The 14,284-nt window shown below is 50.9% G+C and carries 8 protein-coding genes; 6 read left to right on the forward strand and 2 right to left on the reverse strand.

All coding sequences use genetic code 11. The features are described from left to right. The first annotated feature begins 13 nt into the window (after positions 1–13). The 6 genes from AB8516_RS01255 (at position 14) to AB8516_RS01280 (ending at position 12,097) form a co-directional block, all read left to right on the forward strand. Positions 14–6,037 carry a DUF6531 domain-containing protein gene (locus AB8516_RS01255; RefSeq protein WP_369157302.1) on the forward strand — a complete coding sequence of 2,008 codons (6,024 nt, stop codon included), beginning with the start codon at positions 14–16 and terminating at the stop codon, positions 6,035–6,037. A 9-nt stretch (positions 6,038–6,046) separates the two neighbouring features. After that, positions 6,047–6,700 (forward strand): hypothetical protein, encoded by a 654-nt coding sequence (locus tag AB8516_RS01260; RefSeq protein WP_369157304.1) that lies wholly within the window; start codon positions 6,047–6,049, stop codon positions 6,698–6,700. A 209-nt stretch (positions 6,701–6,909) separates the two neighbouring features. Next, positions 6,910–7,905, forward strand: coding sequence for a transposase (locus tag AB8516_RS01265; protein ID WP_369157306.1), 996 nt, complete (start codon positions 6,910–6,912; stop codon positions 7,903–7,905). A 331-nt stretch (positions 7,906–8,236) separates the two neighbouring features. After that, positions 8,237–8,665 carry a deaminase gene (locus tag AB8516_RS01270; protein WP_369157308.1) on the forward strand — a complete coding sequence of 143 codons (429 nt, stop codon included), beginning with the start codon at positions 8,237–8,239 and terminating at the stop codon, positions 8,663–8,665. Positions 8,666–8,679: 14 nt separating this feature from the next. Continuing rightward, entirely contained in the window at positions 8,680–9,090 is a 411-nt protein-coding gene (locus tag AB8516_RS01275) for an Imm1 family immunity protein (protein ID WP_369157310.1), read from the forward strand. Positions 9,091–9,637: 547 nt separating this feature from the next. Next, positions 9,638–12,097: a PQQ-dependent sugar dehydrogenase gene (locus AB8516_RS01280; protein ID WP_369157312.1), complete on the forward strand. Its 2,460-nt coding sequence runs from the start codon at positions 9,638–9,640 to the stop codon at positions 12,095–12,097. Between the two features lie 333 nt (positions 12,098–12,430). Here the strand turns inward: AB8516_RS01280 and AB8516_RS01285 are convergent, their stop codons facing one another. Continuing rightward, positions 12,431–13,045 (reverse strand): carboxymuconolactone decarboxylase family protein, encoded by a 615-nt coding sequence (locus AB8516_RS01285; protein WP_108295563.1) that lies wholly within the window; start codon positions 13,043–13,045, stop codon positions 12,431–12,433. Between the two features lie 683 nt (positions 13,046–13,728). Then, positions 13,729–14,250: a hypothetical protein gene (locus tag AB8516_RS01290; protein ID WP_369157314.1), complete on the reverse strand. Its 522-nt coding sequence runs from the start codon at positions 14,248–14,250 to the stop codon at positions 13,729–13,731. Between the last annotated feature and the right edge of the window lie 34 nt (positions 14,251–14,284).

The raw sequence follows: 14,284 nt of genomic DNA on the forward strand, positions 1-14,284 counted from the left end.
TTAGGAGAGCAGGATGCAGATCAAAGGGATGTTAAGCCGTTTGTTCAAAGGACAACGTGGCGCCGCCATGACGGAGTTGCTGGTGTCGCTGCCGGCACTGCTGCTGATGGGACTGGGTGGACTGCAAAGCGCACTGCTCTTCGACGCCAAGACCACTATTAACTACGCCACATTCGAAGCGGCGCGCAAGGGTGCGGTCAACCATGCCCAGAGCGACGCCATGCGCCGGGAACTGGGCCTGCGCCTGGCGCCCCTGTTCGGTGGCGACGGCAGCGCCGAGAAAGCGCTGTCGGCGATCACCCGCGCCAGCCTGGATGTGCAGGACAGCCGCTTCACCGAGATCGAGATCATCAACCCCACCATCGAGGCCTTCGACGAGTACGGCCGCGAGATCGTCGATCCGCGCACAGGCGACGTCCACTTCGGTATCCCCAACAGCCACCTGCGCTGGCGCGAGCGTGATGTGGGGCGCAGCGGCGTCAATATCCAGGACGCCAACCTGCTGAAGGTCAAGGTCACCTACGGCTATCAACTCAAGGTGCCGCTGATGGATCGGGTGATCCCGGCGGTGATGCGCCTGGTCGATCCTGAGCACATCCACTACTACAACGCCCGCCGTCTACCGATCACCTCGGTGGCGACGGTCCGCATGCAGTCGGACGCCTGGCGGGACGACAACAATGTCCACATGATACCGCCGGGGGGTGGCGGTACGCCGCCATCGACCGAGGACGATCCGCAGAACGGCGGCGCCACCCCGGATGATGACGAGGGGCAGGGCGGTGATGACAACGATACGGATACGCCGACCGATGGAGACGATCAAGCTACCGGAGGGGGTGATAGCGGCACGGGCGATAGCGGCAATGGTAACAACAGCGATGGCGACGACCTGCCATCCATCAGCGATGGTGATGACCAAGGCCTCCCGCCATGCGATCCGAACGATGCTCCTGGATTAACAGACAGCCCCACCGCTCAGAATGCCGGCATTGCCAGCAGCCACACCGGCAACCCGATCCATGTGGTCACCGGCAACAAATACCAGCAGGAAGTCGACATATCACCGCTGCCCGGCACCCTGGGCCTGCTGTTCAAGCGTCACTACAACAGCCACAGCGACTATAGCGGTCCCCTGGGCCACGGCTGGAGCCACAGCTACGACCTGAGTCTCAAACCAGACGGCGACGGCTACCGCCTGCGCCAGAGCGACGGCCGGGTGATCCACTTTCAACCCAGCGACATCCTCGACCAATTTGTCGCCCCCCGCATCAGCGACGGCTGGCTGCGGATCAACCAAGCCCAGCTCACCTGGCACTGGCGCGACGGGCGGCAACTCCAGTTCAGCCCCCAAGGCCAACTCCAGCGCATCGTCCTGGCCACCGGCCAGACCCTGAACCTTTTCTACGACCCCCAGGGAAAACTGTTCCTGGTGCGCGATCCCCAAGGGCGGGAGCTGAGTCTCGATCACTACCCCAACGGGCGCCTCAAGGCCCTCTACGACCCCAGCGGAAAAGAAACCCGCTACCGCTACGACGACGTCGGCAATCTACAACAGGTCACCCGCCACGATGGCACCACCCGGATCTACCACTACACCGATCCCCACGACCGCCACAACCTCACCGGCATCACCGACGAGCGGGGCATCCGTTATGCCAGCTGGGCATATGACGACAAGGACCGGGCAGTCCTCTCCACCCATGTCGACCAGGTAGGCCAGGTCAGCCTCGACTTCAGCACCCCCGGCGAGACCCAAGTCACCGACAGCCAGGGCAAGGTCAGCACCTACACCACCGAGATCAGAAACGGCGTGGCCCTGGTCACCGCGATCCAGGGTCCCGGCTGCGCCAGCTGCGGCCGGGGGGATGTCAGCTACCGCTACAACGAGCAGCTGCAGCTGATCGAGCTCGCCACCAAGGATGGCATCACCAAGCATTATGAATACGACGAACAGGGAAGAACCACCCTCGTCACCCGTAAAGCGGGCGGGCAGCCCCCACAAACCCTGGCCCGTTACGAATATGCCAATGTAATAGACTTAAAACCCAGCGCGGTGATCCGTCCCAGCATCAATCCCCAGGGCGAACACCGTCTGACGAATCGCTACAACCCCCAAGGCCTGCCCATCGAGATTACCGAGAGTGGATACCGTCCAGAAACGGATGGCCGTTTTACTCCCATCCAACGCACCACCCGCCTCGACTACAACGAAAGCGGAAACCTTACTGTCATCGACGGCCCACGCGAGGATGTGGAAGACCACATAAACCTCAGCTACGACAACCAGCAACGCCTGAGTCAACTCAAGACCCCCGACGGACGCACCCTGCGGGTCACCCAGTACGATGCCTATGGCCGTCCCCAACAGGTTCAAAGCAGCGGCCAGGCCAAACTGACCCTTGAATACAACAGCCGGGGCAAGGTCACCCAGGTGACCCAGGGCCAACAGACGGTTAAATATGGCTACGACGCCATTGGCAACCTCACCGCCATCACTGATCCCGATGGTAAACAGATAAGACTCAACTACGATGAGGCCGGCCGGGCCACCGGTATGGAAGACAGTACCGGCAATCGCATCGAACAGGAACTCGACAACGAGGGGCGCCTTACCCAACGTAGCCTCAAGGATGCCCAAGGTCAGCTCCTGGCCACCGTGAGTTATCTCTATGATGCCCAAGGCCGGCTCAGTGTCAGTGAGTCACCCCATGGAAAGACCCACTACCGCTACAATGAAACAGGCCGTCTCACCGAAGTCGAGGATCCCCAGGGTTATGCCACCGAACTGGACTACAACGGCCTCGGCCAACTGCTGGCCGTCACCCAGCCGGGTAACCGGGTTACCCAGCTCCACTATGACGAGAATGGCAAGGCCATCGGCCTGACCGATCCCCGCCAAAATACAACCCAGACCATCAAGGATGACTTCGGCAACCTTATTCAGCAAAGTCACCCCGACACCGGTGAGGTCCGCTATGTCTACGACAACGCAGGCAACCGCATCCAAAAGATCGATGCCCAAGGCCTCACCACAGGCTATCGCTACGATGCCGCCAATCGCCTGATCGAGGAGATCACGCCGAGTGGCACCACCAGCCTGGATTACGATCCCAACAGCGGCCGCCTGGCCCAGCTCACCGATGCAATCAGCCACGAGGGATTTGCCTACGACGACCAGGGAAGACTCATCCAGCACAGCCGTCACATCGATGGTCATCGCTTCATCACCGGTTATGCCTACAACACTCAAGGCAGGCTCAGTAGAAAACAACTGCCCGACGGACAGATCCTGACCTACCACTACTACACGGAAGGGCTACAAAAGGGCCAACTCCGCGCCATCACCCGGGACAGTCTGCTTGGGATAAAGCAAGATCCGCTGGTCGGCGAGATCGACCAGGATGCAAGCGATGACGAAACGGGCATGACCTTCGGTAACGGCCTGCGAGTAACCCGACACCACGACAAGCTGGGCCGGGTCACCGCCATCGACCACAGCCGTCAGCTCAAGCTGCAGTACCAATATGACGGGCAGGGCCGAATCACCGGTATCGACTATGACGGTATGCTGCAAAGCTACGACTACGATCTATTCGGTCGACTCACCCAGGCCAAGACAAATTTGGGCAGCTACCGATATGACTACGACAGCCTGGGTAACCGCACCTACAAGGAACACACCGACCAAGACGGCAACATCACCACCCAGGAAAACCGTTATCCCAACCCAGGTGAGGGCAACCGGCTGCTGAGCCAGGAAAACGGAGAAAGCCAAGCCTACCGCTACAACGCCTCAGGCAGCCCCAAACAGATCGGTGAGCGCCACTATGAATACGACGTCCATCAGCGGCCAATCCGACTCTATCGGGTCGATCCCGATGATCCGGAAAACAAGACCCTAGTCGCCGAATACGCCTACAACCGCTTCGGAGAGCGGATCAAGAAAGTCGTTTATACAAACTCGAAGCGACCCAAAGTTACCTACTACCTATACGATTCTCATCAGCTGACTGCCGAGGCCGATGAAAGCGGCAAGGTCACCACGCAATATCTCTATCAGCAGCAACGGCCGATCCTGAAGCTGGAAGGTAAGACCGCCTATGCCATCCATACCGATCACCTGGGTGCGCCAAGGGCGGTTACCGACGAAGATCAGCAGATCGTCTGGTTGGCAGACTACAGTCCATTTGGATTGATCCGGATCGAACAACAAGCGATTACACTCAATCTTAGACTGCCGGGGCAGTATGAAGATCAGGAGAGTGGAACCTATTACAACTACCAGCGAGACTACGACCCCAATACAGGGCGTTACCTGACCAGTGACCCAATAGGGTTAAAGGGTGGGTTGAATACCTATGCCTATGTAGGGGGTAACCCTCTCAACACCATTGACCCACTAGGACTCTACTGGGAGATAGTCAACGGTATTCCGCAATGGGTACCGGATGGTCCAGACGGCTCAATGGAACCAGTCAACATATTTGATCTCTATCCCATACCCGGAACCTCGGAGATCGATGCCGGCGAACTGACTGACTATCTATCAACCCTCGAAAGAGAGGAGTATGGGGATAGGTTAATCGATGATTTTGCCTCCACCGGTGCGCCTGATATCTGTATCAGGGACGTTAACGTACCGGAAGAGTTCCAGTTTGGACTCGGTAATCTCAGAGGTGGCACAGGACTTCCTGGCATCATCTATGGCGACACCATTGACGGAGTTCTTGCTCAATACACCGATCAGCCTTTCAACATGGGCAGCATTCATGGTTGGGTAAGAAATGGCAATCAACTGCAACTCCACTATCCGGGCCTGAGTGACACCCAGGTCGATGTGGTAGGTATAGCGATCGGACATCTCCCCGCTTATGGCGGCGAGCGTATGCATATCGCCATTCCGGCGGGCGCCAGCGATGAGCAGATTGCGGAAGAGCTCATGATGTCTCTGGGCAGCCTGGTTACGCACGAAGATGTGGTCGCCTTCCTCGCCAACCTACCGCAGGAGCGTAACGAGCCACTGTTGGTGGACATCTATGAGCTCTACCAGGAGATTCTGGCACGCTATCAGACCCGGCTGCACAGTGACGAGCGGGTATGGCACGCAGAAATCGATGCCAACCGTAATCAAGAGGCGCTCAACGCACATATACAGGAGCATGGTGAGACTCTTGATTGCAGTGGCCGAGTCCAGACAACAGATGCAGCAGTATGTCAACGTCGGGATATACTCGAACGTGAAGCCGAAGAGGCAATGGAACGTTACATCGAGGCTCTACAAACGGTCAATAATGAGATGATCGACAACGGCTTGATGCCGTTGATGGATGAGCAGATGAGCAACCAGTCGCAAGCCCGTGAAATGTTTGCGGCTACGACTGTGGCGGCAGTGGGGATATTTGTACCGCTGACGCTTCAAGATGCGGCGATTGATGCAATGACAGCCGGTCTTGGGCGTATTCGCCGGGTGGGAGAAGCACTCGAGGATATGCTGAGATTGGTCAGGGGTGCTGGACGGGCAGCACTTGATCGGGTTAGGAATATCACGGATGATGCGGTTGATAGAGTCAGAGGTATGCGCGCAGATAGGCGCGAACAGCTCTTAGTAGACGGAAATGTACCAGGAGTACGAAACGAGGAATTTAATCGTTGGTTTGATGATCTAACACCGCGGCAATTAGATGAATTGTGGAGTGATGCCAGTATTAGGCGTGTTATTGAAAGACGTATTAGGGAGCCTAGGGGGCTTCATGAATGGTGTATGGCATGCAGAGCGCCAACATTCCGTAGGTGGGGTGTATCTATGGATGAAATAAAGCGTTTTAGAACACGTACTACTGAGCTAACATGGACGCATCCTGAAACTGGTGTAAGTGGTGGACATGGAGGAGATGGATCTGGTCTTTTTCATCTTGAATTGAAAGAGATTATTGATAATAGTTCAACTTTAGATGAATTTAATAGTGGTATTATCAGGTTACGTGATCGGTGGCAGATAGACCCAAATCTATTGCCACCACTGATTGGGAGTTAGTGAGAATTAATGATGAGTAGTTTGCTAGAAGAATGGCGGGATTTTTGTGAGGGCCGAGAAGACTTTGATGTAAGCCACTTTTATACCTTGTTTCATGCGGACCCGTCAGTATTGTCTAAAGACCAATTAAAAGAGATATTTTTTTATTTCCCGAATTCTGAAGAATTACTTAGCCGAATGGCAAATATATTGGAAGTGAAGTTTTTAACAAAAGGGGGAAGTGGTTCAAGATCACCTGATGTCGAGACTAACGACAAACTGATCTCATTGGCAGTAGACGATCTTATGCAAAAAAGAGTTATTTGCGATAAGCAAGGTAATGCTGAGCTATGTGCTATTATCGATAGAGCAAAGCCAATCTATATTGATGATGTTAATAAAGTACATGAGCTACTACAGGCTGATGGACCAAATATTTGGCTGAATGAAATAGTTGGTGATTATATTGAAAGTAATGTACCAACAGATAAAAAAGTGATTGCCCTCTTTGAGGCATTTTACGGATTAACCACAGACTATGACTTAGTGTGGTATGTAGGTATGCCATTGATAAATTGCGAAGATATTAGTTTAGTTAATTATTTTAATCTATGGAAGGCGGGTGGCGAATATGTTTTAACTGAAGATAACTTACTCGTAACACGATCTACTGAAACGAAGTAGGTAAAAAAGACAAGTCTATAGTAATTGATTGGTAAAGGGGTAAAGTCTGAACCTATAGTAAAATATCAAAAATAAAAGAAAAAAAATAAAACCAAATAAAACGCAAATAAAACCACAAATAACAAATAAAACGGACATCCATCCAAAATTTGCCAAAATTCATGAAATCTGGCAATTTCTAACCACATCAGCTATCAAGGAGTGATACGATGCCCAAGCCAAGGAAAGCCCTTGTTTTACTTGAAGAAACCCCCTATTACCATTGCGTCTCCCGCTGCGTGCGCCGGGCCTACCTCTGTGGTGTAGACTCACATACCGGCAAAAGCTATGAGCATCGGCGCCAATGGATCGTCGATCGCATGAAACAGCTGACAGATGTATTCGCCATCGACATCTGCGCCTATGCCGTGATGTCAAATCACTACCACGTCATACTCCATGTCGACACCCAATGTGCAGATGAATGGAGCGAGCAGGAGGTGATCGCACGGTGGGAGCGTCTCTTCTCGCTGCCTGTTATCGTTCAACGCTATCTTTCTCAGGATACTATTACCCGTGCTGAGCGCGAAACGGTTTCAGAATTGCTGACAAAATGGCGCAAGCGACTGCACGATATTAGCTGGTTCATGCGCTGTCTCAACGAACCGATTGCCCGTCAGGCCAACAAAGAGGACGGTTGTAGCGGTCGCTACTGGGAGGGCCGATACAAATCCCAGGCCCTGCTGGATGAAAAGGCGTTGATGGCCTGTATGGCCTATGTGGATCTCAATCCAATCAGGGCAGGACTGGCGCAGATACCGGAGCAATCCGAGTACACCTCCATTGCGGAGCGGACAGATCAACTAGTTCGTGATCAAGCATGCTCGGATAAAAAAGAAACACCTCAGGGTTTAGCGCCTTTTATCGGCCACCCTCGCCAAGACATGCCCAAGGGACTGCCGTTTCGGCTCAGTGACTATCTTGCACTTGTCGATTGGACGGGGCGTGCCATCTTGGAAAACAAACGGAGCTACATACCTGACGACCAACCCCCTATACTTGAGCGTTTACAGATCGACCCCAATCACTGGCTCTATATGACCCAACATTTCGAGAGCCGCTTCAAGGGGCTGGTCGGCATGAGTCACAGGCTCACCGCTGCATGCCGTAGATTGGAGTATCGGCGAACACCGAATCTCGGGGCTGTTCGTCTGCTGCTCACTTAAAAACACTCGCTGAGTCATAACTAGCTGCATCAGTGCACGCTGAGGTGCAACTGTGTACGACTCCGTGTGTTTACTGTTTCTAATTAACTATTACTACAAATCATCAAACCGTTTATTCACAAAAAAAGGCCGTAAGACTTAAGTGTGGGAGACTAGATGTAGCAACCATTTCAATCAGATGTGTTGGATGTGCAAATGGTTATATATTTAGGAGTGGGTGTCTGATTTAATGTGTTAATGTTTCTGATTTAATGAAGAAAACTATCGTATTGCAAGACAGGAGTATGATGATTATCTTGCCAATGGTGGTACTCTATCATTTCAGGATTGGTTGTCGGAGGGGAGACTAGGTAGTGGTCCTTCTGATGCGGGATTTAATGATTTAGCTGATAGAAGGGATGAACTAGGGTTGCCTACAGCAGGTTCGGATGGTGACAACGCTACATTAGCAAAGCTAGTAATAAACGGTAATACTTATTATGGTATTAATTCAAGTCTTCAGTCACCAAGAACTGAAATAACACTTACCCGCGTTAATGCACAAACAAGGACGCATGCTGAAGCAGAAGTTGTTCAGAAAGCCATTAACGATGGCAACGCTGGAACTGCTGGAATAGCAGAAATGTGGGTTGATCGTGATCCATGTAGAGCTTGTGGAGCTCCGGGCAATGGTTTACGTTCACTAGCGAGAAACCTTGGTGTAGATGAACTAATTGTTCACGGACCTAGTGGCACACAAATATATACGCCTACTAATTAATAGTGGATGTTGCAATGTTCGTAGATAAAATTTATGAAGACGACTGGTCTGGTGTGAAGAGTTTGGATGCTGAATACACATGCGCTGATTTTAATCAAGTTGAATCTGCGATAAGGAGGTTAAATGGAAAAAATAAGACGATGGTTGTAATTAGCTCTTCCGTGAATAATAAAGCATTATCAATTGCGGGTGGCAATGATGGTAAATATATTGCTTATTTGGCCGTGGACGTAGATGATAAATTATATAATCTAACTAGTGGTGAAGAGAAAGCTGAGAAATATTGTGATATTGTTGCTGGTGGGCAAAGTGGTTCTTATCCCGTAAATCAGTGTCTAGACATACTTACAATTATAAAAGCATGCAGGTACTTTACCATATATGGAGAAATGGATCCTGACTTAATATGGGAGCTGCAAGAATAGTTGTAGCGTGTGACAGTTATACAAGTTATCCAGAACAGTAATTTAGACATATATGGATAGAAACTAAAAAAACTAAAACGGACATCCATAAAACTAAAACGTAACTAAAACTAAAACAAACTAAAACGGACATCCATCCAAAATTTGCCAAAATCCATGAAAACTGGCAATCTCTAACCACATCAGCTATCAAGGAATGATACGATGCCCAAGACAAGGAAAGCCTTTGTTTTACTTGAAGAAACTCCCTATTACCACTGTGTCTCCCGCTACGTGAATTACGTGGACATCCACTCTAATGAATTGAATTACGTGGACATCCACTCTAAAAAGCCCTTCTTGCGAACACGCATTCCGAATCTCTGCTGGGACATTACCATACTATTCGGCGGACCGGGTTATTGAGCGTTTCTGAAAAATCAGGATCAGCAAACAAAAAAACGACCTCCTGCTCGAAAAATGTTTGAAAATGTGATTCTTCATGACTATTTGAGGTGCTTTCGAAGTGATAATTGACCGGGTTCATTCTCGAGAAAGGAAACTTTCCATGAAACCGGGAAACAGGCTTAAAATAATCGGCTCAGTGTTGCTCATGTGCTGTGCACTCATCGGTTGCGGTGGTGGAGGCGGCAGCGCGGATCGTGCGGATGACGCTACAGGATTATCGGTGGATGCGGGAGTCGATCGCACAGTTGTAAGTTCTGATACATTATTCCTGGACCCCCTTGTCACCCTGGATGGCATTGATGCCGGGAATCGGGTCACCTATCAGTGGCGACAACTCTCAGGGCCTGGTTCTGCGGTAATTTCCGGCGCATCCAGTGCGACACCGGAAGTCACTTTTTCCGCCAATGGCAGCTATCGTATCGCTTTGGATGTGACTACTGAGAACCAAACCCTTAGTGACGAAGTTCAGGTCACGGTCAACTCCCGGGCATCCGGCAATTCAGGACTCGAGACAGCACCATTCAACACCAGCCAGTGTATTGCACCGGCCGATGCGGCGATACCCACTTCCGGAGTTCGTCTGATGACACCTTATCCCGAGTTGCCTTCCCTGAGTCCCCTGGTGGGGCTGATTAAGGCACCAGGCGATACGACTCACTGGTATGCACTCAGGCAGACGGGCGAGGTCATGAGATTCATCGATGAGCCTTCAGTCAACAGTCTGACAAGCTTTCTCGATATTCGTGACAGGGTGGATTATGGTGGAGAAAAGGGACTGCTGGGGATGACCTTTCACCCAGACTTTGCCGACAATGGCTATGCTTATCTATCCTATACTGCCTCGTCGCTCTCCGGTTTGGAGTCGCGTATTTCACGTTTCAGCTACAACAATGCGACTCAGACACTCGATCCCGCATCGGAACGGATTATTCTGGCGATCAGGCAACCCTATGCCAATCACAACGGGGGACAGATAGACTTCGGACCGGACGGCATGCTCTATATTGGTTTTGGGGATGGGGGTTCAGGTGGCGATCCCGACGGCAATGGTCAGAATAGCTATACCCTGTTGGGTGCCCTGTTGCGTATCGATGTGGGTGATGGGAGTGGTAGCTACACCATACCGTCGGACAACCCATTCGTGACAGGAGGAGGGGCTCCTGAGGTCTTTGCCTATGGTCTGCGAAATCCCTGGCGCTGGAGCTTCGATCGATTGACCGGCGCTCTCTGGTTGGGCGATGTAGGTCAGAACGAGTATGAGGAGGTGGATCTCATTACCCGGGGTGGAAATTTCGGTTGGAACACCATGGAGGGCGAACACTGCTTTCCAGCATCTTCTACCTGTGATCGGACGGGGTTGCTGTTGCCGGTGACGGAGTATGATCATACCCAGGGTCTGGCCATCACCGGAGGTTATGTCTATCGGGGTAGTGAATTGCCGTTTCTTCAGGGAAGTTACCTGTATGGCGACTATGCCTCCGGAAGAGTCTGGTCATTGCAACCGAATGGCACCGGGGGATATCTTACTGAGACATTACTCGATACCAGCCTGAATATCGCTTCATTCGCTGAGGACCAAAACGGTGAGCTCTACATTCTGAACCTGGCTGGAACCATCCATAAGATTACAGGGGATGAGGGCGGTTCGGCAGGTACGGTACCAGCGACCCTGTCGGGTTGGGGCTGTTTTCAACCGGATGATGTGGCGACTTTCTCAGACAGCGTGATCCCCTATGAGATCAATTCACTGCTTTGGAGCGATTTTGCCGGTAAGGAACGTTTCATGGCGATCCCATCTGGCAGCACTGTTTCGATCGATACCCAGGGGCGCTTTGTTTATCCACCGGGCAGCGTTCTCGGTAAGCACTTTCGAATCAATGGCCGACTGATCGAGACACGCCTGCTGCTCAATCATGAGCATGACGGTTGGGTTGGTTACAGCTACGAGTGGAACTCGGAGCTCGATGATGCAGAACTGCTCACCGACACTAGGGATAAGGTCGTCGATGGGCAATCCTGGCACTACCCAAGTCCTGCGGAATGCCTACTCTGTCATACCGACGTTGCGGGCATCACCCTCGGGCCGGAGATAGGACAGATCAATCGAGATTTCGTCTATCCCGACACAACAGCCAATCAGTTAATCACTTTGGAGTCGATCGGCTTATTGGCTGATTCACTGACTGATGAGCAAAAGTCGACGGCATTTTATGCCATTGACGATAGCGTTTATTCCACTGAACGGAGAGCGCGCAGCTACCTGCATTCAAACTGTGCCGGTTGCCATCAGCCCGGAGGGCCTGGCGGCGGCGATCTCGATCTGCGCATGAGTGCCGCTTTTTCCGCCACCGCTCTGTGCAACCGGGCTCCCCAGGGAGACAATCTCGGCCTGACCGCTCCGGTCCTGCTGAAACCGGGTGATCCCGATAATTCGATCCTTGTACTGCGTATGGAGAACCTGGGTGATGTCAGGATGCCGCCTCTAGCTTCCTCCGAGGTAGATGCTCAGGCACTGTCCGTCATTCGCGAGTGGATTGCCGGTTTGGCAAATTGTGATTAATTTCAGTCGACCAATCTCTGGAAAAGAAGGTTTTTATTGATATATGAGCATGGATTGGGTCCCTGTAATTTTTTTGATGACAACCGAAAAAATGCAGTGAATCGTTTATTGCTTGTCAGTAGCAGGGAGATTGCACTTTATAAGAAGCTTATGCAATTCATTAGTCACGGATATCGATCCGATTTCCATAACAATAGACATATGATTCCTGAGTGATAGAGAGACAATGTGTGATGTGACAATAATCTTCCATCGGGCGTGAGATGACCGTCAGACCAGCAGGCTGGACGTAGACGATCGACGGTTAAATCTCTATCACGATCATGTACCCTTTTACGTTCCTCTGGTATTGTCGCCAGCCGGCTCGCCAGATTCCGGGTCCCAACCGAATGCGATCGTTCGCCACATATCCCGATAGTCATAATCTGTCTGAAGCGCCAGATTCAACCGGTTGTAGGAGGAGAAATCACTCACCAAATGAATCAACTGCACGATGCCTTTGTCACTTAATCCGGTATCACGTAGACTATCCAGGTCATCGTCGGATACAGACTTCGGGTCGTTGTTGGCCTTGAGTGCGACGTTAAGTATGATTCTCAGGCGGCTATCCTCCACCATATCAAGACCCTCTTCAGCCAAGGCTTTGACATAGTCTTCTTCTGTTTTCAAACCGTAATTTAAGATGGTACAGAAAGCCGCTGTACAATAGGGGCAGCCATTGGCCTTGGAAACCAAAATCCCGATATGCTGGATTTCCGGCAAAGTCAATTCACCCAATTGCCATAGTACTTTGGTTGAACCAAGCTTGGCCTTCAAATACTCCGGAAAATTCATCTCAACGTAAAAATGATTGGGTACTGCGCCTTCCATATCGGTAACCCAACTGAAGATCTCCTGGATGATTGGATCATCGACCCTATCCGGTTTAACGATTTTTACGCGTGCCATCACATGCCCCCAATTAACTGCTCTGTATGTTTCAGTATAATTTAATATACTTAAGTCTATTATCTAGGATATACACATAAACCTCTCTTCATGGATGATTCATGTGTTTTGACCCATCACCTCGAGAATCTGTCATGGGCCAAGCTCTGCTGTAAATAAGCACCCGGTGATTCAGGCCGGCCCTGTCGGCACAGGCTTATCGAGAAGGGTGGGTTCATGCCTGATACAGATATTCAGGTAACAGTAGTTATTACGTGATAGGTATCGCATCATCATGGATGATATTAGTATACAGTCCATAAGTAATCGTATGTAAATCGATATTTTATTCAGGCTTGCGCCAATTTGATGCATGCATTGAAATTGGTTACCCCTAATAATATAAACCTCAGGCCTGCCACCTTTTTACCAACAGCGCAAAACGCAATGCGCTATCAAGGAGTCTTGAATGATGGAGCGATATAATCAAAAGGAGTGTAGTGATCCCTTATTTAGGGAGCTGTCAAATGTGACGGAACATGACATTACATTGGATATGCTTATCCGGAAGGCCAGGAAGGACAACCGTCACGGCAGTCTGAAATACTTCATAAAGAAGAAGGCAATAAGAAAGCAACACGCTAACTGAGGTAAGTTGCGTCAATGACCATCTGAAGCGGCTATCACATCATTCGATGTATCCTTTAATCTATCCATTGTGGTAGTTTAAGACCTATGGTCTCCATTATCGAGCGATAGACTTTAGTCCAGGCCCCTGGCTCCAGTACGTTGACATTGATTCGGTGTAATTGACCCGACTGATTAGCCTGATCGAGGCATGTAGATACATCCATTTGTTTGTCTTTAAGCGAGAAAATCACGGCTTCACGGATCTTTTCCGCAACCTGGGCGGCAATCTCCGGAGGACCAACGATAAGTACACCCTGTTTGGAAGCTTCCATGGCTGCGTTGAAGTCCTCCTGCATGATGCCAACGATGCTGCCGCCGAATTTTGTGTGAGAGAGTACCTTTTTACTGGCGTTGGCCAGATGAAACATAGAAACTGATGTGCGACGATAGTTGGCGTCCGTAATGCGCCGGCTCGTGGTGAACCAGGTCGGTCGAACAAATCCCTCTTTCACCAATAAACGACGTGGCGCGCTACGACTACCGGTCCATACACTACCGGTAATACAAACGATTTTTTTACTGTTTGGGATCTGCATGCGTACCATTTTTGATTGAAGTGTTTATATCGGT

It is taken from the genome of Candidatus Thiodiazotropha sp. LNASS1, assembly GCF_964212655.1.
GTDB lineage: Bacteria > Pseudomonadota > Gammaproteobacteria > Chromatiales > Chromatiaceae > Thiodiazotropha.

Coding starts and splice junctions, on each gene's coding strand:
- AB8516_RS01255 (WP_369157302.1), top strand. CDS start 14: ATGCAGATCAAAGGGATGTTAAGCCGTTTGTTCAAAGGACAACGTGGC.
- AB8516_RS01260 (WP_369157304.1), top strand. CDS start 6,047: ATGATGAGTAGTTTGCTAGAAGAATGGCGGGATTTTTGTGAGGGCCGA.
- AB8516_RS01265 (WP_369157306.1), top strand. CDS start 6,910: ATGCCCAAGCCAAGGAAAGCCCTTGTTTTACTTGAAGAAACCCCCTAT.
- AB8516_RS01275 (WP_369157310.1), top strand. CDS start 8,680: ATGTTCGTAGATAAAATTTATGAAGACGACTGGTCTGGTGTGAAGAGT.
- AB8516_RS01280 (WP_369157312.1), top strand. CDS start 9,638: ATGAAACCGGGAAACAGGCTTAAAATAATCGGCTCAGTGTTGCTCATG.
- AB8516_RS01285 (WP_108295563.1), bottom strand. CDS start 13,045: ATGGCACGCGTAAAAATCGTTAAACCGGATAGGGTCGATGATCCAATC.
- AB8516_RS01290 (WP_369157314.1), bottom strand. CDS start 14,250: ATGCAGATCCCAAACAGTAAAAAAATCGTTTGTATTACCGGTAGTGTA.